The 22,284-nt window shown below is 41.3% G+C and carries 23 protein-coding genes; 5 read left to right on the forward strand and 18 right to left on the reverse strand.

Annotation, left to right across the window (positions count from 1 at the left end; genetic code table 11):
- Window positions 1-546, reverse strand: a complete 546-nt coding sequence (locus PTUN_RS17535; protein ID WP_009838993.1) for a hypothetical protein — start codon at window positions 544-546, stop codon at window positions 1-3.
- A 197-nt stretch (window positions 547-743) separates the two neighbouring features.
- Window positions 744-1,058, reverse strand: coding sequence for a DUF3718 domain-containing protein (locus tag PTUN_RS17540; protein ID WP_040643989.1), 315 nt, complete (start codon window positions 1,056-1,058; stop codon window positions 744-746).
- A gap of 262 nt (window positions 1,059-1,320) precedes the next feature.
- Between PTUN_RS17540 and PTUN_RS17545 the strand changes: the two genes are divergently transcribed.
- The 3 genes from PTUN_RS17545 to PTUN_RS17555 are packed head-to-tail and all read left to right on the forward strand — an operon-like array spanning window position 1,321 to window position 3,367.
- The gene (locus PTUN_RS17545; RefSeq protein WP_009838991.1) at window positions 1,321-1,878 is read left to right on the forward strand and encodes an RNA polymerase sigma factor; all 558 of its coding nucleotides are present in this window, start codon (window positions 1,321-1,323) and stop codon (window positions 1,876-1,878) included.
- A complete protein-coding gene (locus tag PTUN_RS17550; protein ID WP_009838990.1) occupies window positions 1,875-2,330 on the forward strand; it encodes a hypothetical protein in 456 nt (151 codons plus the stop codon). Before PTUN_RS17545 ends, PTUN_RS17550 begins: the two co-directional genes overlap by 4 nt.
- Before the next feature lie 11 nt (window positions 2,331-2,341).
- Window positions 2,342-3,367 (forward strand): PDZ domain-containing protein, encoded by a 1,026-nt coding sequence (locus tag PTUN_RS17555; RefSeq protein ID WP_009838989.1) that lies wholly within the window; start codon window positions 2,342-2,344, stop codon window positions 3,365-3,367.
- Window positions 3,368-3,463: 96 nt separating this feature from the next.
- Here the strand turns inward: PTUN_RS17555 and PTUN_RS17560 are convergent, their stop codons facing one another.
- The 8 genes from PTUN_RS17560 to PTUN_RS17590 all read right to left on the reverse strand — a co-directional run bounded on the left by PTUN_RS17560 (window position 3,464) and on the right by PTUN_RS17590 (window position 10,333).
- Window positions 3,464-4,393: an alpha/beta hydrolase gene (locus PTUN_RS17560; RefSeq protein WP_009838988.1), complete on the reverse strand. Its 930-nt coding sequence runs from the start codon at window positions 4,391-4,393 to the stop codon at window positions 3,464-3,466.
- Between the two features lie 66 nt (window positions 4,394-4,459).
- Window positions 4,460-5,971, reverse strand: coding sequence for a PH domain-containing protein (locus tag PTUN_RS17565; RefSeq protein WP_009838987.1), 1,512 nt, complete (start codon window positions 5,969-5,971; stop codon window positions 4,460-4,462).
- Window positions 5,964-6,476 carry a PH domain-containing protein gene (locus PTUN_RS17570; RefSeq protein WP_009838986.1) on the reverse strand — a complete coding sequence of 171 codons (513 nt, stop codon included), beginning with the start codon at window positions 6,474-6,476 and terminating at the stop codon, window positions 5,964-5,966. The genes PTUN_RS17565 and PTUN_RS17570 overlap by 8 nt, the downstream gene beginning before the upstream one ends.
- A gap of 213 nt (window positions 6,477-6,689) precedes the next feature.
- Window positions 6,690-7,613, reverse strand: coding sequence for a polysaccharide deacetylase family protein (locus PTUN_RS17575; RefSeq protein ID WP_009838985.1), 924 nt, complete (start codon window positions 7,611-7,613; stop codon window positions 6,690-6,692).
- A 78-nt stretch (window positions 7,614-7,691) separates the two neighbouring features.
- Window positions 7,692-7,835: a hypothetical protein gene (locus PTUN_RS21825; protein ID WP_157579381.1), complete on the reverse strand. Its 144-nt coding sequence runs from the start codon at window positions 7,833-7,835 to the stop codon at window positions 7,692-7,694.
- A gap of 90 nt (window positions 7,836-7,925) precedes the next feature.
- Complete coding sequence (locus PTUN_RS17580) at window positions 7,926-8,687, reverse strand: EAL domain-containing protein (RefSeq protein WP_009838983.1); 762 nt, start codon at window positions 8,685-8,687, stop codon at window positions 7,926-7,928.
- A 318-nt stretch (window positions 8,688-9,005) separates the two neighbouring features.
- Window positions 9,006-9,476, reverse strand: coding sequence for a hypothetical protein (locus tag PTUN_RS17585; protein WP_009838982.1), 471 nt, complete (start codon window positions 9,474-9,476; stop codon window positions 9,006-9,008).
- Window positions 9,477-9,682: 206 nt separating this feature from the next.
- Window positions 9,683-10,333: a PRC-barrel domain-containing protein gene (locus PTUN_RS17590; RefSeq protein WP_009838981.1), complete on the reverse strand. Its 651-nt coding sequence runs from the start codon at window positions 10,331-10,333 to the stop codon at window positions 9,683-9,685.
- A 470-nt stretch (window positions 10,334-10,803) separates the two neighbouring features.
- On the opposite strand from PTUN_RS17590, the gene PTUN_RS17595 reads away from it, so the two are divergent.
- Window positions 10,804-11,052, forward strand: coding sequence for a DUF3297 family protein (locus PTUN_RS17595; RefSeq protein WP_009838980.1), 249 nt, complete (start codon window positions 10,804-10,806; stop codon window positions 11,050-11,052).
- A 138-nt stretch (window positions 11,053-11,190) separates the two neighbouring features.
- On the opposite strand, the gene PTUN_RS17600 is transcribed toward PTUN_RS17595, so the two are convergent.
- Window positions 11,191-11,787: a response regulator transcription factor gene (locus PTUN_RS17600; protein ID WP_009838979.1), complete on the reverse strand. Its 597-nt coding sequence runs from the start codon at window positions 11,785-11,787 to the stop codon at window positions 11,191-11,193.
- Window positions 11,788-11,790: 3 nt separating this feature from the next.
- Window positions 11,791-12,858 carry a sensor histidine kinase gene (locus tag PTUN_RS17605; protein ID WP_009838978.1) on the reverse strand — a complete coding sequence of 356 codons (1,068 nt, stop codon included), beginning with the start codon at window positions 12,856-12,858 and terminating at the stop codon, window positions 11,791-11,793.
- 193 nt (window positions 12,859-13,051) lie between these two features.
- Between PTUN_RS17605 and PTUN_RS17610 the strand changes: the two genes are divergently transcribed.
- Window positions 13,052-13,978 carry an alpha/beta fold hydrolase gene (locus PTUN_RS17610; protein WP_009838977.1) on the forward strand — a complete coding sequence of 309 codons (927 nt, stop codon included), beginning with the start codon at window positions 13,052-13,054 and terminating at the stop codon, window positions 13,976-13,978.
- A gap of 134 nt (window positions 13,979-14,112) precedes the next feature.
- On the opposite strand, the gene PTUN_RS17615 is transcribed toward PTUN_RS17610, so the two are convergent.
- The 6 genes from PTUN_RS17615 to PTUN_RS17640 form a co-directional block, all read right to left on the reverse strand.
- Entirely contained in the window at window positions 14,113-15,063 is a 951-nt protein-coding gene (locus PTUN_RS17615; protein WP_009838976.1) for an endonuclease/exonuclease/phosphatase family protein, read from the reverse strand.
- Between the two features lie 168 nt (window positions 15,064-15,231).
- The gene (locus PTUN_RS17620) at window positions 15,232-16,527 is read right to left on the reverse strand and encodes a DEAD/DEAH box helicase (protein WP_009838975.1); all 1,296 of its coding nucleotides are present in this window, start codon (window positions 16,525-16,527) and stop codon (window positions 15,232-15,234) included.
- Window positions 16,528-16,990: 463 nt separating this feature from the next.
- Window positions 16,991-17,743, reverse strand: a complete 753-nt coding sequence (locus tag PTUN_RS17625) for a substrate-binding periplasmic protein (RefSeq protein ID WP_009838973.1) — start codon at window positions 17,741-17,743, stop codon at window positions 16,991-16,993.
- 88 nt (window positions 17,744-17,831) lie between these two features.
- Window positions 17,832-19,025, reverse strand: coding sequence for an alpha/beta hydrolase (locus PTUN_RS17630; RefSeq protein WP_009838972.1), 1,194 nt, complete (start codon window positions 19,023-19,025; stop codon window positions 17,832-17,834).
- Window positions 19,026-19,135: 110 nt separating this feature from the next.
- The gene (gene glmS / locus PTUN_RS17635; RefSeq protein WP_009838971.1) at window positions 19,136-20,983 is read right to left on the reverse strand and encodes a glutamine--fructose-6-phosphate transaminase (isomerizing); all 1,848 of its coding nucleotides are present in this window, start codon (window positions 20,981-20,983) and stop codon (window positions 19,136-19,138) included.
- A 115-nt stretch (window positions 20,984-21,098) separates the two neighbouring features.
- Window positions 21,099-21,872 (reverse strand): DeoR/GlpR family DNA-binding transcription regulator, encoded by a 774-nt coding sequence (locus PTUN_RS17640; RefSeq protein ID WP_040644013.1) that lies wholly within the window; start codon window positions 21,870-21,872, stop codon window positions 21,099-21,101.
- Window positions 21,873-22,284: the final 412 nt, after the last annotated feature.

Here is a 22,284-nt window from a genome sequence, read left to right on the forward strand (position 1 = left end):
TTATAACATGATACTTTTAACCGCAAGTTTCGCTTTACCACCTTGCTCATCAGTTAAGTCGGGGACTAAATAAATGGCTGATATATTGGCAAGCTTAATACCTTTATCTACTGAACTTGCTGGTGTCCATAAAGGGCGCTTAAACTGATTTAATGTAAGTGTTTGCTTTTGCCATTGTTCAGCTTTAGGTAATACGGCTTGGTAATGGGCATAACTCTTATCACCTTCTTTACCATAATCAGATTGCGAGAGCTTCACAATAAGCGGTTGATCACTTTGATAATGAATTTCAATGGTTTCAGTTACGCCTAAACTGCCATTAGGTAAGGTATAAATCAGCTCAACCCAAGAGTTATTTTGTTTATCAACCCGTGGCACTCGCTCAAACTCAATGGCAATTGCATCATTTTTTAAACCGTGGAAATGCGCCACACTGCCGTGCGGATCTGTTGCATAACTCCAATCATTTATATCTAATACTGAATGTGCCTCAGTTGCTGCACTGCTAAGCAGTAATCCCGCCCAAATAATCTGTTTAATTGTCATTTTCCATGCCTTTTTAATTTTATTTTCAAAACGATAACATGATTAATCTCAAGCTAATATGAGCAGTTTGTCTCAATACTGTACATAATAAATAACCTCAAGTCTGAATAGTAAATCTCTTATCTAGAACGGGGGTTAAATAAAAAACCCGCTGGGAGGCGGGTTTGATACTTCAGAAATTTCTTTACTTCATTAGCTTATAACTTGGCAGTCACTGTTTTTACATTTATTGGGCGATTGACTCTAACAAGTTGCTTGCCAATATCACTTGCTCCGTGCTCAGCGGCAAACTGCGACAAACTCATGCCATTACATTTAACACTTTGCGCAATATAACTCATGCTTTGCTGGCTTTGGCGTACTGCACGATGAAGCTTACCTTTACTATCGGATGCCACTGCAAGGCAAATTTGAGTTTCAACACTATTGTCCGAACCAGAAAATTGCGCTGCGTTTACATTAAAAGCACCTAGTGCTGCGATAGTTAATACTGCTACGGTTAATTTTTTCATTTTCATTCCCTCATTCAAAAAACATCAATATTTCAATCTGTTGAAGCGTTGTGCTTCGTGGTTGAGGTAAGAATAGTGCAGCTTTTGAAATCGTTTTTAACTTAAGTGAGCAGCGGTGAATTTCGGTGATTGAGGGTCAATTTTAGTGATAGCACCACATAAATACGTTATTTTATTAAAAATAACTGTCACATTTTTTGTTCCTATCACGTCTTTAACTATATCCAGCCAATCACAATGCAAAAATTAAAATAAGTGGTGTATGACAAAACAACAAAACACACTCAAAGGATTTGCGAAACACTTAAGTGAATGTGAATTTAATGCATTAATAAAAGGTAAGCATTTGGGTTTTACTGCAGCGTATAAAATGTATGGCCACTGCGTATTTTCTCTTGCTTGGTATTTAACCAAAGATCATGGCTTAGCTGAAGATATCATGCAAAAAACCTTCGAGAAACTGTTACAAAATAGCAGCACAATCAAGCAAAGAGAAACCCTTGGCGGCTGGCTAAAACAATGTGTGATTAACGAAACAGCCTCTTGGTTTAGAAAACATCCGCAGCTTTATACGATAAGTGAATTAAGTGAAGAACTAAGCAACACCTCAGAATTACCAATCACCACAACACTAGCGACTGGGTGTTTAAATCAGCTGCCCATACATGCAAAAAATGTGATTTATCAACACGTCGTGCTAGGAGAAAAACATTCAGAAATTGCATTAAAAATGGGGATTGAAGCCGACCATAGTCGCCAAATTTACCACCGTGCGGTGAAACAAATTCGTCAATGGCTACTCGCTAAGGGGTTAAAATGAACACCATAGAACAGCAAATTATTAACCATATTGCAGCGCATGAGCATGAAATACCTATTTACCAAGCACCTGATAACATCAATAAAATATGGTCAAAGCATAAAAAAAACAAACGGTTGCGCTTTATAAGCATCGCGGCAAGCGCTTTGATTTTTGGTCTAACACTATTCCATGTAGCTAACTTTACACCTCAAGCAAACACCGTGGCACCTTGGATAGCCAAGTCACAACAGTTAGAGCGAGATTTAGCCCAGTTAACGCCCACTGTGCTACAGATGAATGAGCAACAAATTATTGTCAGCTGGCAAATACATTTAGCATTAATTGATAGTGAATTAGCAACCCTAAAGCCAGATAGTTTTGCCGCGGTAGAGCGCTGGAAAACTCGCTCGCAGCTCTTAGAGCAAATGATTACTCTGTACCAACAACCAACCACGACCCTTAGCGTTTAAAGGATTAAGACATGAACAGACTACTTTTATTAGCACTACTGTGCAGCCCAACCCTAAGTGCAAATGAGTTAGTCTCTGCTGAAGCTAAATTACTGGCAGAACAACTCAAGCAGCATGTTGCCCCATACATGAACAAAATAGCGCAATATGAACTTAAAGCTGGGGTAACGATTGATCAGCTAGCGCTGACAATAAACCAAGAACCGCAATTTAATACTGGCCGCTTTGGCGCATTGTTAGATACGCAAAAAACAGGTTTAGTCTTATCTGTCACGCCGCAAAGTAGCGCTGAAAAGCTTGGTATAAAAGCTGGAGATAGGATTACCAAAGTCAATGGTAATAACGTTCAATCTAGTGATAACGCTTGGATCACAGCATTGCAATCACAAGACAAAAGCACTGACGTGAGCCTTGAAGTAATTCGCCAAAATAAACCAATTACTTTACAAGGTCAGCTGCAACCTCGTTATACCCCTGGCTGGCAACTTTCTATCAATACATCACCACTCACATTACTCTCAATGGCTGAAATCAACTCACCACAAGTAAACAATAATAATTGTGGCCGCATTATGATAAACCAAGAAACCTCTGAACTTATGGCAATTAACAATCAAGCCGCCATTGCTAATAACGAATATGGTATTTATCGATTGCCGCTGGGTGATGTCGCGCTCACGATCAAAGGGACAGGCAAAGCGGCTGAGTTTAGAGCTCAAACAGCCAAAATAACCATTGAACCTAATACAACCTATCACATTGCTTATGTTAAAAATTCCATGATAGCAAAAAATGTAAGCAGCAGAGTAGCTAGCAAAAACATTGAAAATAACATCATTTTGATTGAAAAAATTGATGATCAATGTGATTTATCACAAGAAGAAATATCGCCTCCAAATGCACTGGCAAAAAAACGCTACCAATGCCAAATGAATTATCACTTTAAAAGCGATACCTTCACCACGAGCTGCCTGACAGAATCTGAGCTCACTCAGGAGCGAAATCGAGAATTACTTAAAAAATCCCCGCAATCATAAGTAACCTTAATCAAGAGGGCTTTTAAGCCCTCAAACGACTTACTAGTGACCTTTAATGTGTGATTTTGATTTAAAATCAAAAGCTCTGAGCATGCCCTAATCACGCAGTAAAAACTGATAAATATCAATAAAATAATTACTTCCATAAGTAAAATCTATCGTATGCACAGTTTCATCGTTGCCAATGAGCTCACAGATATTGCCCGATGATAAAATAAAGCGCTGTGTTGGCAGTGCATGCTGCTGCCAACTTAATCCTGTGAGCGGATCTTGTAATTTATTAAAAAACATTAATACCGGAGCGTCGGCGCTATCTGAGGTTAAATTTTGTCTTTGCCACTCTTCTAACGCAGCTCCTGTCGAAATAACCGCAGCAACACTTGCTGATACACCAAAAAACTCTGGATTTTCAGGCCACGTATCGGCTTCAAGCGCTGCAATTAGCGCCATTACCCCACCCGCCGATTTGCCCATCAACATCACTCGATTAGTATCGATGGCATATTTTCCACTGTGGTATTTTAAAAACCGTATCGCATTGATTAAATCTTCAGTCGCGTGATCGATAGCTAGCCTTTGGTACTCAAAAGCGAGGTCTTGTAATGCTTGGCTGGTTAAGCGGTAATTAATCGTCGCAGTAGCAAAACCTAGTTGGGCGTATTGCTGTGCGGTTGCTTGCAGTGTTTCTTTACTACCTGAATAAAAATTACCACCATGAATAAAGATAATTAACGGCCGAGGCTCTGAGTTAGGAGGCAAATACAAATCTAAGGTTAAATTTAGCGTATCACGACCACGTTCAGCCTCAATATTTAGCGCCGAACTATATTGCCCACCTTGGTAGTTTTCTTGTTGGCTATAGATTAAAGCTAAATGAGAGGTCAGCTCACTTTGCTGATACTTAAGTAGTATTTGTTCGTTATTATCTGTCGCATTGGGTGCAGACGTAGGGTCGCTAGAGCCTGAACCACCGCACCCCATTAATAAAACCATACCAACAACTAACCACCAGCGACAATCAAGCATGTTGCGCTCCTTTTATTTAATCTATAAGGATACGCAAAGATGAAGCAAAAAGATTCATCGCAGGCTTTATAACCAGTTTTTATCGCTAGATTCGGCTTGATACAAGGCAATATTAATAAACTGATTTACTAAACAGGCAGGTAAATAAGGCACCTTTAACTTACCGCAGGCCAATTGTATCTGCAAACTCGCAAGGCCTAACCGCTTCATCATTGGGGTTTGTGTTCTTTGCACCTGTTGAATTTTATATAACGAAAATGCCGTTATTTGCGAACCAATTAATCCGGTACGAACAAACGCGTGCTCACCATCACTATAAATGCCATAGCGCTTATAACGCAGCCAACATAAAAGCAAACCAACAGCTAAAAATTCGAGCAGCAAGATCCAATGCAATCCAGCCCCGAAAAAATAGAGCAACGCAGTGACCAATACACCTGGCAGTAGCCAAAAAAGTGTAAAGTTTTTACGTAAATATTGGCTGTGGATCGGCACAAAAGGGATCGCTTTTAAATCACATGGCTGCCAACATAAATCAAACGCTTGCTGCAGCTGCTGACTATTAAGCACCGGCATAATAAAGGATTGGCCTTTTTTAGCCTGACCGTATTGGCTATTTTCGACTTGTTTACAACTAAGCGTAAAACGCTTTAAAAACAATCCCACCCAATTCTGTTTTACTTCAATGGCTTGAATTTTATTGGTATTTAGCGACATTTGATGACGCTCAAGTAGCCCTGCAACACGTTTAAGTTTGCCGTCACTAAAATACAATTGGTAATTATAAAAACGCAGTAGAGAGCCTAAAATAGATACACTTAAAAAGAATGCCACCAGCGCAAATACTACCGTTGCAATTGCAAGCGCGCCCGCAGCAGCATTGGGCACAAATTGTTGATAAATTACCACTAAGGGTTTAACAAATTCTTGCTTAGTAAAGCGCACAATATGCTCACTGAATGGCGCTGCAACCACTAATACCACAGCCATCATCGATGACATTAAGCCAAACTTTGCCACCTCTTTATTTTTTAGACTAAAGATGGGCAGCTCATCCACTTCGAGCGTCACAGTCTCAGCAGCCGAAACCAAAGGGGCTTGCTGCTGTTTATAATTAAATACGGTTTCGCGCATTAATATCGCAGCGGTTTCGGCAATACCCGGTAAGCCAACCTCTTGTTTTGCCGACCCTGCGGCATCAAAGGTACAATTAACCAATTTAAAAGGCTGAAAATAAAAAGGCACTGCAATATTAATATTCTGGATTTTGGCAAAATTAAGCGTAATACGTTCTTTTTTAAACACACCTTTTTTTAAAATGACTTCATGATCACTCACTTTAAAACGAAAGTTTAAATAATAAAGCACCGAATAAATCACCAACAAAGCACCTAAAACAGTAATCCCTATCGTTCCCCAAAAGAGTTTACGTTCTACTTGAGTAATAAATACGACAAACACAGGAGCGATGTTCATGATGCCATCTTTAACAAATCGCACTATAAAATGCAGCACAAAATACACCATGGCTACCGGCGATAATTTTTGCCATGCATGCGAAGACACGCTGTTATTCATCGGCATGCTCTTGTTTTAAAATAAATTGGCGAATTTGACTGGCGCGCTCAATATTGAGCCCATTAATTTCAAGATCTGCCCCCATGCCACCTGCGGTAAACAATTTTAAGCTCGATAGCGCCAGTTTGCGCTCAATAGGGTTACGGTGGGTTTCGATATGTTGCACTCGGTTAAAGGGGACTATAATAACCTTTTGCCAAAACACCCCCTTTTTTAATAAAAAATCATGCTCTCGCAAGGCAATGCCGGTGCGCTTTACAGCAAGCCCAACAAACCAGAAAACATATAAATTAATCATTATCAGTAAACTACTAAGCCCGATGGCAACCTCAACACTGACTTTTTGTAAAAAGAACAAGCCAATGCCAACCAGCAATGAAAAAGGCAACAAAAACAGAAAAGTACTGAGCCTTGCTTCAGTTGTAGCATGATGATCTAATGGCGCGAACTCAACCTGCTCAATATCGGGTAATTGAGCAATAGAAATGGGGCAATTACTAAACATATTTGATTTTCTTAATTGTTTTGTCTTGTTATAGCGCGAGTTATAAAAATAGTAACGAAAAATTTGTGCCTATAAAGACAAAATAGCGCTTTATTTTGTCAGCGTTCAATCATGCATTATTGGCAATCAACTGCATTGATCTCTTTTTAGATAAACACAAAGGATGAGATTACCCTTAACAACCAATAATCTATAAAAGACTTAATACACGCACTACTTTGGAGCAACGACTTGCATAACTTGTTGTTCAAATTGCTGATCTAAATAACTCTCTTGTAATGCCCGTGGCCACAGACCCTTAGTTTGGCCATTGGTGCGCGCAATTTCGCCAATTCGCCCAGGGTTATACGGCAAGACTTCGGTTGTTTGAAAAGTGGCTATTTCATCTTCATAAGCTGTAAGTGGTGAGATAATTATCCAGCCTTTACGCTTAAGTTCAGCGATTAAATCACCGAGAAACAATGCTGTGATATCCATTTCATGCAGCAATAAAACATGTTTTGGTGATCGACCCAACTCTTTAATCGCCAGCTCATCATACGCTTCAATACTTTGCACCATCATGTCGACGTAATAGTGACTCATACGGGTCAAATCGACTTTAACGCCATCTTTTATCGCTTTTTGAAACTGATTTTCGATAAACCAATCGTAAGTATTGACCGTGACATAACCATTTCGATAACCTTTGGCAGCAAGAGCCGCGCGCATACCATCGCGTTTTTCTACGGTATCGCCTTCGCGTAAATAAGGAAAACGAAATAGCTTAGTCATGGTTTTAAATTGCGAAAGTTCGCGGTCGGCTTGCTCAAAATTAGCAATATATTGCGCAAGGGTTAAAGTATTAAAATCGGGGTGATCATGGGTATGATTAGCAATTAAATGACCCGCATCGCTATAAGCGTTTAAACGCGTAATCCCTTCTTGGTTTAAATGCGCACTGACACTAAAAAAAGCCACTTGCGCAACATCATGGGCTTTAAGTGCTGCAATCAACTTATTTGCCCGTGTTGGGCCATCGAAGTAACCCGATGCTGCACGAGGGGAGTCGTCTAAGGTCAATGCAATGTATTTATTGGGTGTACTGTGTGCGCAAACGGCCACAAGTAATAGGCAGGTTGATATTAAAAATTTCATAGTATTTAGCCAATAGAAATATCTAAAAAGAAAGGTTAAGCGAGCTGACACCCGTTCATTGTTATCAGAAGAATTAACTTAAGGCTGTTTTCGTAAATTAACCAACCCCAGCACGACCATCATTACACCAACGCCTAACAAAGCGAGTTGCTGACCAACATAGGCCGCGACAAAAAAAGCCGCACCACTTGATATAAAAAGATAACCAGCCATGTTTTTCATCTTACTGCCTTCGTTTTTAATTTTATTTAACAATAGATTAGTTCAATAAAATAAGTGTAAAAACAATAAAATACAATTGATTTGAAACGATTAGGACCAGGCTACGCTGGGTAAAAATTCAAAACCCGGTTTCGCAAAATAATAGCCTTGCATTAATTCAATGCCAGCCTCTTTAAGCCATAACATTTCGGCTTGGGTTTCAATGCCTTCGGCCAAAGGGGTAATGTTTAAATCGCGGAAAATATTTAAGCAGTTACGTACTATCGATTGACGAATAAAGTCACTATCTATATTTCGGATCAGCTCCATATCTAGTTTAACGATATTGGTTTGAAAATTAGCAAGTAAATCCAGCCCCGAATATCCAGAACCAAAATCATCAATTGCGGTGATAAAACCAAGTGCACGGTAATATTCAACAATACGCTTAACATGCTTACTATCGACTATTTTTTCAACTTCGGTGAATTCAAACATAATTTTATCGGTTGGAAAATTATATTTTTTTGCGGCCATCAATGTGGTTTTAATGCAGCGCTCGGGTTGATAAATCGCATTGGGTAAAAAATTAATACTGAGCATCGAATCAAGCTTTAGTTGTGCAGCCAGAGCAATCGCTTTAATGCGACATTGCTGATCAAAACTATAGCGGTTTTCATCGTTAACTTGTGAGATCACTGAAAAAGCGGACTCGTTATTTAAGCCGCGCACCAAAGCTTCGTAGCCATAAACAGTGTGTGTTTGGCAATTTACAATTGGCTGAAACGCCATGGTAAAGTCAAAATCAAGCTTATCTGCCTCAATACATTGGCTACAACCTAAGTTATTGAGTATTGTTAAAGTATCTTCCATCGAGTCACTCCTGTGTAAAACAGTTACGCTATAAACTTAGTCGTAAACAGGCAGATAAACAAACCATGTATCGACTCACTAAATATACAAAAAACGCTAAAAGCGTTAAAAATGCGGTTTAAATCTGTTTTAAATTGGTAAGTGCAAGCAAGCTTGCTATTTAAGGTCGGTATTATGCCAATAAACTCACATAATACCTCCAATAAACGATGAATGTTGCACCTATTGAGCTGCAACAATGAAAATAATGTTTACGTACCCAATTAAGTGTTAAGCGTTTGATTCAATTAAACTAACCGACCCTAATGTGATATCTAGCTACATATCCCTAAACCGATTTACCGATTGCACCATGCTCATTATTTCGCGTTGCTCTAAAGAGTACACAGATGCTAGCATTTCCTCGGCCGAGGGAATAACCGCTTGCGATACCTGCGATACCAAATAGCGATAAAGCGAAAGGACCTGCTGATGCTGAGCAACAATCACCGACATAATTTGTGCAGCATTAAGTTTGGCAAAAGGCACATCATTGTATTCATCATGAACAATAGCCAACTTGTTAACCCACTCATAGCACCAAGTATTTAAAGCATTCTCATCACTTGAAACAGCAAAACCATTAATTACATCCGCTAGATTTCCTTCGTGATTAGCTAAATAATTTAATAACATTTGAGCCCGATCATCTGTGTTTTCTTCAGCGCACTGAGATAAACACATTCCAAGTTGCTGATGAAACGCCTTTGTTCTATGAAGTACATCTCTTAAAGTTTCTATTTGCATCATAATCCCTTATCACTTTTCTTCTCACATTTAATCGGGTAAACACCGTTTGATTTGTTTCTGGCATACTCCACCCTCTATCACTACCGAGCACATAATAAAACTCTCATCACAGATCAATCGAGTAACACCCGATAATATTTAGCGACTGTGCTTTCATATTCTGGATTGTTAAACATGGCTGGTTCGAATGATGGGCTATTGCAGATTTACTCAGCGCTGAGTTTGACAGTGATTGAATGCTTATCCCAATTGATTGACTCGATACACACATTACTGATCAAAACTTTTCGTCCACCCGGTAGCCAATTATTAGTATCAACCACGATATAAGGGATGCTCCAGCTTTCATCATTCAAAATAAAGTCGTCAATGTGACCAATTTTTTTATCTTGGGCCTGAATACCATAACCTGTTAACTCTTCAGTCGAGCGTAAATGCCGGTCGTCCGTATTAACCTGAGCGGCATTTTCGAGCACTTGTGCATCAACTAAAGGCGATGGAAACGGATAAGTCCCCCATAAATCATTGCCCATCCAATAATTGCCATAGCCATAATATTTAAATAACTGCACTTCATATTGGTGAGATATCGGCTGATGCTCCTCAAGTGATGGGCTATTTTTGACTCGCTCAAGGGTTAGATTAATAGGAAACTCATGCTGTTCCCAATCAGGCTCACCTAATGATATCGGGCTAATTAATACTTTTTTCCCACCAGGCAACCATTTATTAGTATCAACCAACATATATCTGATGACCCAACTTTGGTCATCAAACAAAAAATCCTTACAACGCCCAATCTCCTCATCAATCCCTAGTAATTGAAAACTAGCAATTTCATTTAAACTTCGCAGCATAACCCTCACCTCATACTTTTAATTCATTCGCCCACAGCAACATCCTCACCCGACTGCTTAAAAATAACAGGCTAAGGTACCAACCGATCTGTCTGAAAAATGTCCATCTCAAGAATACGACTGCACAAGCTCTTTCACCGTGCGTTAACGCACTTATAAAATTGACTCCGTGAGTAAGGCAGCCGAGGCGTGTTTTAGTGCTGGAAAAGAGTAAAAAATTTGCTTAACTCGCACCTGACAACGCAATGTTATAGATAAGTCATAACTATTTATTTCAACACCGGGGGTTAATCACAATAAATGCCAACAAACTCTACAAGGCATGCTAAATGTGGCTTTTAGGTAAATGATCCTTGATGTTTAAATCTCTATGTTGGCAGGAATACAGTTACATTTATCTCGGGTACTCTTGAGCAAAAAGCTTGTATTGCCTACAATAGCGCACGTTTTATTCACTAAAGACCAAGACAATGACCGACACAACAGCAAAACCAGCATTACCAGATCGCCTTTCAATCAACCCACGCAGCCCATATTATGTGGCAGAAGTGATCGAACACGACATCGGCATTCGCCTAAATGGCAAAGAGCGTAACGATGTTGAAGAATATTGTATCAGCGAAGGTTGGGTTAAAGTTGCAGCGCCAAAAGCGTTAGATCGCCGTGGCCAGCCACTTCTAATGACGGCAAAAGGCACAGTTGAAGCGTTTTATCGTTAATACTGAGCGCTTTTTGCACTCATTAAACGATTTCACAGCCTGTGTGATATCACCATTTGCGACAAACCACCGCGTTTGTCGCAAATAACGCTTCACTTTGTCGCTATTTGTTACTCACAATAAATCCCCAAAAAGCGATTACAACCAGCCCTTTTGCCTTGCTATACGGGCAGCATCAATTCGGTTCATGGCATTGAGTTTACTAATGGCTTCGGATAGGTAATTTCGCGCGGTGCCTTCGGCAATATAAAGTGCAGCTGCAATATCATGAGTACTTTTACCCTCTGCGGCTAGCCGTAATGCTTGGCGCTCTTTATCGCTGAGCGGATCTTGGTCGCCCAATGAATTGAGCAATAATTCGCTGTCAATCACCCGCTTGCCAGCCATCACTTGGTTAATAGCATGAATGAGCTCTTCAACTGGCGCATCTTTTAGTAAAAATCCGCCAACACCGGCATCTATTGCACGCTTTACGTAACCAGCACGGCCAAACGTGGTGATCATCACCACCTTGGTGGCTAATTTTTGTTGTTGAATATACTGCGCGAGCTCAATACCTGTTTGCCCTGGCATTTCAATGTCGCTCAGCAATAAGTCAAAAGGTGTTTGTTTTAATAATTTAAGCGCGGCTTGTCCATCTGCCGCTTCTGTTACAGTAAAGTCTCCTTCTAACCGCAATAAACACGCCAGTGCGGTGCGCACCATAGCTTGATCTTCAGCCAGTAAAATATTCATGGGTTATTCCTGTAATGTGAGAGTTATTGTGGCGCAAAAGCCGTTTTGTTGGGTGAGCACCAGTTGGCCGCCAATTGCGGCTAATCGCTCGCGCATACCGGTCACACCATTTCCTTCGTTGATGCTGCTAATCTGGCCATTATCATTAAAACGTATTTGAAACTCTTTATTGCTGCAGCTAAAGTGCAGCTGACACACATCACCTTTACTGTGGCGAATCACATTGGTGACTAACTCCGTTAGTACCAAAATTAGGGTGGTTTCTTGGCGCGGTTGCAGACTTGGAACTTCACCAACTAATTCACTCGAAAAACCCGCATCACGCAATAAGTTAAATAGTTTTGCGACCTCAGCGGTTAAACCTAAATGCTTATAGCCAGACACACTGTGCCGCACTTGGCTAAGCGCAGCACGGGCAATATCACTTAATTCCTGCAGTTGCTGCTGCGCACCTTCTACCTGATTATGCCCAAGCAATTTATTTGCTAAATCCGCCTTTAATACAATGCTCGACAAGGTATGACCTAAAATGTCGTGCAAGTCACGAGCAATGCGCTCGCGCTCGACCATGGCGGCAAGCTGTTTAATTTCGTCTTCACTTTGCTGCTGCGCTAAGCGTTGTTTTAGCCTTGCTTGCTCAACCCAACCAAGCGCACTGACTCCCAAGATAATCGGAATACCAAAGGTTAAAAACTCAGTCCACGCAACAGTAAACAAATGATTGAGCGCAAAAATTAATGCAACTAAAGCAACCATTAAGGTTAAGTAACGCCTTAGCGAATAAGCAAAACCGATAAAAAATCCGGCATAGGCAAACATTGAAATAGTGCCCGGATTAATCGGAGTAAGTGCACTTGCTACCACTACAATACCAATAATAGGCAGCGCCATTTGCTCTCGCGTGCAGCGATATGCCCAAAAATAACAATATAAAAAAGCACTTAAACCGCCCCCCATTACCAACCATTGCCACGGCGTGAAGGTGACAAAAAACAAAGGCGCAAAGAAAAAGATCAGGTTACCTAAGTAAATCCAGCTCATTTTTTGTTGTAGTTTATCGTTATTTTTCATGGTGTTTCTAATTAACCAACATACCCGCAGTCTACTGCGCTTTACAAAAAAAGCACAGTGACAAACGTCATATCGAGACCTGACTTATGTCACCGCGCAATGCTGACATCTGTGACCTGTGCCCGCGCTTGTTTGTAACTAATATGGCTGCATACCGTTTCAAAACACCTTTAATTATTTCGGAGCACTTATTATGAATCATTTAACATCTTCAATTAAAACCGCACTTTTTGCCATCAGTATCACAAGCGCCGCTTTTGCACTGCCAGCATGGGCAAACACCCATTTACCACTAGAATTATCAGCTCAAGCAACAACACAATGTGCTTGTTTTAACGTTGAAGTATTTGGCCAAGGTCCAGCACTTATTTTGATACCCGGACTCACGTCAACCGGTGAGGTATGGCAACACACTGTTGACGCACTCAAGGGCGATTATCAACTGCACGTATTAACGTTGGCTGGTTTTGGCGGGGTAAAAGCGCTGCCAGCCCACAGTTGGGGCGAGGGCTACTTAGCTAAACAACAGCAAGCCATCATCAACTATATTGATGTGCAAAAGTTAGATAAACCAATTATTATTGGCCATTCGTTAGGAGGGTATCTAGCACTTAATTTAGCTGTTTTTGCGCCCGATTTAATCGGTGGAGCAATTAATGTCGATGGCCTACCGGCGTTAGGAGCCTTGTTTGCAGAACACGTACCTGCCAATGCAGACGGACAAAAAGCAGCATCACCACGCAACTTTGACCCAATGGAAATGGCAAAAGGCATGGCCAGTGAGCCACAATGGCAACAACGTATTGCCAATGACATGCGCCGCGCCGATGGCATGACTAGTGGTCGTGTGATGGGTGAGCTAATGCAAGCTGATTTGCGACCCGCACTTGCAACAATGCGTGTGCCAGTTTTAACCTTGGGCGCACTGCAAAATGGCGCACCTTATTCAACACCTGAACAAGTAGAAGCGAGCTATAAAAGCCAATTAGCCAACGCTCCTGCGCAATATCACAGCTTTGCTTTTGCTCATGAGTCCAAGCACTTTATTATGGCCGATGCACCAACATGGCTAAATCAGCAAATTGAAACCTTTGTACAACAGCATGCTACAAAAGGCTAGCAGATTAAATACTCAAACGAACGGCGTTAAAAGCAAATTGTCGCGATAAATCACGACCTACAGCACAAATTCCATCAAGCGTTTTTGCTTATGAGAACCCATTGGAGGTCGTCGTTTACGGCGACAAAAAACGCTTATTCGGCCTTAAGAGTAAACGTAACCGCACAATGATCGCTCAGCATGGCAGTTTCACTTTTATCGGCAAAATAACGCATTTGCACATTGGTCGGTATTGCTTGGCTAAAACCACCAGCAAACTGGTGATCGATCGGTGCTGGATAACGCGGGTGGCAGCTCACCACATTTTGCGTGATGTGCTTAAGCGTTGATGCTGCACCATTGCTATTATTGGCTAACTCTTGCATCAAACGGTTGTTGTCGGTCGCTAAACGATGATTAAAATCACCCATTACGATATACGGTTGTTTGCTGGCTTCTTTGCGTTCAAACCACTTATCGAGCCAAACAGCTTGCTTGGCAAACGTTGGGCATGCTTTACGGTCACTTTTTTCGTAGTCATCAACAAAACAGCCACTTTTAAGGTGCACATTTAGCACCTCGGTTGCGCCATCAGCGGTATCAACCGTCACCGACAAACCATAACGTAAACCATTTAAGCCAAGCGCCAATTCATCGTAATGATGGGTATTAAGGACTGGAATTGATTTACGAACTGCAAACGCTACTTTTTGCTGCGTTGAGGTATTGCCGCTTTCACGGCAGCTATACACTTCACTGTCGGCGCGCTTAGAAATAATAATTTGCCATTGATCTTCAGGAAAAACTTGCGCAATCGCCTTAACTGATGCCACTTCTTGCAATGCAATAATATCGGCATCAAGGCTTGCGGCATAGGCTTGCATTGCCGCTATTTCTGATTTGCTGCGTGGTTTACAACCCGTATCAGCAGGATAAGCTAAATGCTCCATATTCCATGTGGCAAAACTTAACGCGTTAATTGATGGTGCAATACTTTCTGATGTGGCACTGCTGGTAGCTTCATTTGGCCCAAAACACGCGGTTAATTGGGTGAGTGCCAAAGCGGCAAATAATGCGTTAACGCATTTAGCCTTAATATTTTGCATGGTTTTTATTTCCGTTACTGTGGTGCTGATTACGAACAATTGCCACAATGTACAAACTTTTCGACCCAAACTCTCACTTTTGCGACCAAGTTACTTTACCGCGAGAAATACGTTAAAAGTGACAAAAAAGGAGCTTTCGCTCCTTTATTAATGTTTTACTCAGGCAAATTAGTTATTTCGCCAGCCCGCCCAAATATCATCTTCAGGGTTTATTTTATTTTTGTTTTTCTTTTTTCCCGTACCTTCAGGTTTGGCCATTGGTTTTTCAACCATGTTTTCTGCGCTTGGTTCAACTACTAAAAAGCCAGGTACTAACTCACGTTCAAGGCGAATTTTGTTTTTCTTTTCGATGATGCTGAAATGATGATAATCATCTTGATCGATCAGTGATAACGCCAAACCAACTTCACCCGCACGGCCGCTTCGGCCAATGCGGTGCATATAATCAGCTGGACTGCGCGGTAAATTATAATTAATTACCACAGGTAGCTTTTCGATATCTAAGCCACGGGCAGCAATATCGGTGGCAATTAAAATATCAATTTCGCCGGCTTTGAACTCTTCAAGCACTCGTGTACGAGCCGATTGGCCTTTATCACCATGAAATACCTTGGCGCTAATGCCGCGTTTTTCGAGTTTTTGAGCTAAGTGCTCACAATGGTTTTTAGCATTTACAAAAATTAGGGCTTGTCGCCATTTGTGCTCGGTAATTAAATGCGCTAATAATTCGGTTTTTGCGCCCTTGTTAACGGTAAATACACGTTGCACAACAGTGCTGGCATCGCTGCTTTGCACTTGAATTTCAACCGGATTGGTTAGCAAGCTTTGCGTTAAACTTTGCACTTGCAGAGGAAAAGTCGCCGAAAACAACAAAGTTTGTTTTTTTGCTGGCATTAACGCCAATAATTGGCTGAGCTCTTCCGTAAAACCAAGGCCTAACATACGGTCGGCTTCATCAAGCACCAAAGTGCTCACCTTATCGAGCTTAATGGCATTGCTTGAAATAAGGTCGAGTAATCGGCCAGGTGTCGCCACCACAATATCGCTACCGCCACGTAACGCCTGCATTTGTGCATTAACCGATACACCACCAAACACCGCCACCGTTTTAATGGCACCATTAAAATGCGCCGCATAGGATTTAATACTGTTAGCTACTTGGGTCGCCAGTTCGCGTGTTGGCACTAACACCAGCCCCGCCACATAATTACCTTTATTAGTCGCAACCGATGTTTTGCCCTGCTGTTGTAAATAAAGCTGCTGCAACATTGGCAGTGCAAAAGTTGCCGTTTTACCCGAGCCAGTATTTGCCCCTGCGATTAAATCACGCCCCGCCAATACACTTGGAATAGCCTGCGCTTGAATAGGTGTTGGCTGTTGGTATTCCAGCTCAGTAAGTCGCGCTAATAAAGGAGGTATAAGACCAAGTTCGGTAAAGTTGCTAGGCTGTGTGGCTGAGGTCATGGATCAAAAGTGCTCGATGCTGAAAAATAGCCGCTAATTTTAGCGTATTTCACACCAGTTTGGTTAGTACTATTAAATAAAACACCGCTTTGATAGGCAGCCAACATGGTTGCTAATTGTAATAACTTAGTTTCTAAATAATCCCAATACTGGGTAATAAATCTATCTCAGCAAGCCATTTTCAACGCCAACGGCTTGGATTAACTAACCTGAGCTTTGGTTAAGAGATTGACTAACGTATTGATATTGAATTGGTAAATGTTTTTTCAAGTCTGCAGCCAGAAACTTTCAACGCTAACTGCGTTGAATTTACTTGCAATAGACCAGCTATTGACGCGCCAATCCACCTTATTAGCTTTGAAATCCCTAGCTAGAGATAAAAAATATACCTTTAACTAAATACGTTGGAAAACATATTATTGAGAACTGAGTTAAATAAAATTGAGTTACTTTATGCCAAGTGTTAGTTGCTTTTATCATGCAACAAAGTCTGCTCGGCCTGCCTAAAACTGTCAACTAACGCCATTCGAGCTTTAATAATATCTGGGTGGGTTAACGCTTGTTTTAATGCATACACAGAGTCGGTATTTGTACCCAGAGTGAGCGCCAAGTATAGACCCTGACTGGCAAAACCCCCTTCCTCAAAGGCTTCAAGCTGCTCTAAAGTATCGAGACTGTAACCGAGTGAAGCAAGCTTGCCAGATACCGCAAAGGTCGTACCGACAAATCGTTGTACACGCCCTTTAATCAATGCATTTAAAGCTTGAGTTGAATTGAGCACTTCCAATACATTTTCTGCTTGAAAATAAGCATAAATGCTCTTCATTTTATGGGAATCACGCTCAATGGCGACCTGTACCGGCTTACCCTCAGGATCAACTTCATCACGCAACTTCCAAATATATTGCTGCCCCGTATAAACAGAAGTTAACCAAATAAATTGTGCGCTACGCTGCGGTGTTTTTGAAATAGATAAAATTAAGGTATTAGGCTGCTGCGCGTCTTTTTCGATAATTCGCGCCCATGGTGTAGCCTTAAAGCTTGCCCTTAACCCAGCTTTTTCAACCAAGACAAGAGCAAAGTCATATACCGGGCCATAGCCAAAGCCACTGTCGTTGATCATCTGAAAAGGTGGATTATGTTCAAACACCACACTTAAAGGCTTAGCTTGTATTGATATCGCTATCAAGCATAAGGCCAAAAGACATTTTTTCATGCGCCGCCTTTAATAACCCATCGGGTTAAAAGATCATACACCGCTTTTATAGTTTCGGATTTTTACTCCATTTCAATAGAGTTCCCTATCATACCTGCTCTTTTAGTATTGTTTGCAGTCGAGTTTTTGTCTCATTTAAATAATCAACATAAGGGTATGAATCATCGGCGATGTCTAAGGCGGCTTCTATCTGAATGAGTGCTTGGTGAGTATCGCCTTGCATTTCAAAACCATACGATAAAGCTGAAAGCGCATCGACTGATTTTGGGTAGTTTTTTATATTATATTTAAACACCTCAATTGCGCGCATAAATTGCTTGCTGTCGGTTAAGTGATAACCAAGTAACCTGACTGCACGATCAGGTGGGGTTATTTGCTCTCCCCACTGCTTAGATAATGATTCATAATAAGCATCAATTGATGCGACATCGTCACCTAAGGCAGTTGTTGGCATTTGTTTAGGTAAAAATAGGTTGTAATAGGCATTAAATACCCCTGCAGCAGAGGTCAAGTTATGCGACACACCTGCAAATGCATCACTGAAAAAGCGTATGTTTGCGCGCTTGTTAGCTTGTTGCATTGATTGTTGCAATTCATCGTACCTTTCGCGCATGATGCCGGCTTCTTCGCCGATATTCATATAAACATAAGCATTTAGGTTTTTCGTTTTTTCAATAAATTCTTTGCTGCTCTTTACTGATGCACCATAGTTCCACCAAACGGCAGGGCTATAGGCAATGTGCGCTTGGAATAGGTCAGGTTTTGCCTGCATAGCATAAAGCGCAAACACACCTCCTGCCGACGCACCCGCAATCACTTTAAAATCATGAGTACGATAGTTTTTATCAATCAGTGGTATTAATTCTTGCTCAAAAAACGCTAAAAATTGCGCACCACCACCGCCTTCACCCACCGGACCTTGCGGCTCCTTATTCACCGTAGGATAAAAATCCCTTAAGCGATTGGTGTTTTCAATAGCAACAATAATAACCTCTGGTGCACGATTATCATTTTGTAAGCGCTCAATGACTGCGCTGGCTAGCGGTATATTGCCCGCTCCATCTAAGCGATATATTACAGGGTAAACTTTCTTCGGCTCAGCTTGGTAGCTTTTAGGCAACCGCACTACGACCGTACGTTCTTCATTTAAAACGACCGACTTGAAAGTATGTGTGTGCTGTAAAGAATCGGTACTTTGCTGTTTAACATCAGATTGTGCAAAGGTATTGTGGGAACAAACAATAAAAAAGCTAACAAGGCAAAAAGAGGTAAGCAAGCGCATGACTAATCCTTTAGATAATAAGACGCCATTCAAACTAACAGAGTTTTAGGCACAAAAAAAGCGCATTTAGCGCTTTTTTACTTTAATATAAACATTACAAAACATTGATTTTACTCAACTGTTACAGATTTCGCTAAGTTACGTGGCTGGTCTACATCAGTGCCTTTAATGACCGCTACGTAGTATGAAAGTAGCTGTAATGGGATTGTATAGACAACTGGGGCTATGATGTCTTCAACATGGTTTACATTAACGGCACGCAAAGTTGCATCTGATTTAAACTCTGAGTCGCTGTCAGCAAATACATAAATGATGCCGCCACGTGCTCGCACCTCTTCAACGTTTGATTTAAGCTTTTCGAGTAATTCGTTATTTGGCGCAACCACGATGATTGGCATGTCAGCATCGATAAGTGCAAGTGGGCCGTGTTTAAGCTCACCTGCCGCGTAGGCTTCGGCGTGAATGTACGAAATTTCTTTAAGCTTTAACGCCCCTTCCATCGCAATTGGGTATTGCGAACCACGGCCTAAAAATAAGGCATGGTGTTTGTCGGCAAATTCTTCGGCTAATACTTCGATAGATTGCGCAAGACCAAGCGCCTCTTCTAATTTGTTTGGTAATGTTTTGATTGCTTGCACAATATGCGCTTGTTCTAACCCTTTTTCTTGTGCAATCGCTGCTGTTAGCATCAATAAGCCAACAAGTTGCGTGGTAAAGGCTTTGGTTGAAGCAACGCCAATTTCGGTACCGGCTTTGGTCATAAATGCCAAGTCAGATTCACGTACTAATGACGAACCAGCTACGTTACAAATGGTCATTGACGCCATGTAACCTTGCTCTTTAGCTAAACGCAAAGCCGCTAAGGTATCGGCCGTTTCGCCCGACTGTGAAATCGTTACTAATAGGCTGTTTGGATGTACGTACGATGAGCGATAACGAAACTCAGAGGCAATCTCAACATTACAGCTCACACCGGCATACTGTTCTAACCAGTAGCGCGCCACCATACCTGAATGGTATGACGTACCACAGGCAATAATTTGCACGTGTTTTACATCTTTAAAAATATCGTTGGCATTTTTTTGATTATTTGAGCCATCAGCAAACGAACCAAAAGCATCAAGTGCAACGCCGGTATCAGTTAAACGGCCTTCAAGAGTATTGCGCACTGCAACAGGCTGCTCGTAAATTTCTTTGAGCATGTAATGGCGGTAGTCGCCTTTGCCTGAGTTATCTTGAGTGATGCTTGATTCATGTACGGCGCGCTCAACAGCATTGCCGCTTGCATCAAAAATTTCGACTGTTTCACGGGTAATGCGGGCAACGTCACCTTCTTCTAAGAAAATAAACGAACGTGTTACCGCTAATAATGCCAGTTGATCAGACGCAATAAAGTTTTCGCCCAAGCCTAAACCTATAACAAGAGGGCTGCCTGAACGCGCGACAATGATTTCGTCTTGATTTGCTTTATCAAAAATAACCGTGCCGTACGCACCTTCGAATAATTTAACCGCTTGTTGCACCGCAGCTAACAGCGAATCTGTGCTTTGGCGCAATTGATGAATGGTGTGCACCATCACTTCAGTATCGGTATCAGATAAAAACTCATACCCTGCCGCTTTTAATTGGGTGCGTAATTTTTCGTGGTTTTCAATAATACCATTATGCACTAAAGCTAATTGGTTGTTAGATAAATGAGGGTGAGCGTTTGCTTCGGTTACACCGCCATGAGTTGCCCAACGTGTATGTGCAATGCCAGTTGTCCCTTTAACACCAGAGGCTGCTAAAGCGTGCTCAAGATTCACTACTTTACCCACGGCTTTTACGCTAGTGAGTTCGCCTGCATTGCATAACGCAACACCGGCTGAGTCGTATCCACGGTATTCAAGGCGTTTTAAGCCTTCAACTAAAATTTTGTTTACTGGACGTTCTGCAACGGCACCAACGATTCCACACATAGTTTGTTCTCCTGCACGGTATGTGTTTTGTTTTTAGCCGCAGTGTTGTCGGCTGCGTCTGGCTAAAAAACAATTAAGTTAAAAATCAATTCAACTGTATTTCATCAGTTAATAGTTATTCGCTTACTTCAGCACAAATTAATTGCACCCCACAATCACTAATCACTTCGCGCATTTCGGGCGCTAAATGGCTATCGGTGATAAGAGTGGTGACTTTGTCCCACGGTAATTCTAAATTTGGAATTTTACGGCCTATTTTGTCTGACTCGACCAATACAATCACTTCACGCGCCGCTTGCGCCATCACCTGGCTTAGACCAATTAATTCATTAAAGGTTGTAGTGCCTCTTTCAACATCAATGCCATCGGCACCAATAAAGAGCTGATCGAAATCATAAGAACGTAATACGTTTTCGGCCACTTGCCCTTGGAAAGATTCTGAATGGGGATCCCATGTACCACCGGTCATCAATAATGTTGGTTCGTTTTCGAGTGATAACAAACGGTTAGCAACGTTAATTGCATTGGTCATTACCACTAAACCACGCTTGTTTGCCAGCTCAGGAATAAGTGCAGCCGTTGTACGGCCGCTATCAATAATAATGCGGTTATGGTCTTTAATCAGTGCTGCTGCCGCTTTGGCAATTGCCATTTTGCGAAGAGAGTCGCGTTTGTCGTTGCTTTTTGCCACAATTTCTTGCGGTAATGCCATTGCACCACCGTAACGACGCAATAACAGCCCACTTTTTTCAAGCGCAGTTAAATCCTTTCGGATCGTAACTTCAGATGTTTCGAACTCTAGAGCCAAATCGTCAACACTCACCTCACCGTGTTCATTTACACGACTTAAAATAGTATGGCGACGCTGTTGGGTATTTCGTTTTGTCATAAAAATATAAAAATCATCATAATTAGAGCGATAAAAGTAAGAGAAATAAAACAATAATAACATCCATCAGCTGCAAACAGGATTAGTGACTGACAGTGAAAGATTAAGTTTCGATTCGAAAGATGTGACAGTTTAAATGAAACTAATGAAATGGCAAGCAAGCTTACAAAAAAAAGCGCAATAAATGCGCTTTATGTTTGAAACATCATTGTAGGATGGATGTATATAATGACTAATACTGAAATTTAAGTACGACATATCGATTACAAGCATTCAAACTAATAGTGCTTTTTGCTATGGGCATTGACAAAAAGCTAGCTGACATTGTTATAACCAATAAGTTAAAAAATCACGTTAGTCGTTTTAGCCAAAGCCGTTGTAACTTAATTAGCAAAACATGTAATGCGTGCGA

The organism is Pseudoalteromonas tunicata, from assembly GCF_002310815.1.
Classification (GTDB): Bacteria; Pseudomonadota; Gammaproteobacteria; order Enterobacterales; family Alteromonadaceae; genus Pseudoalteromonas; species Pseudoalteromonas tunicata.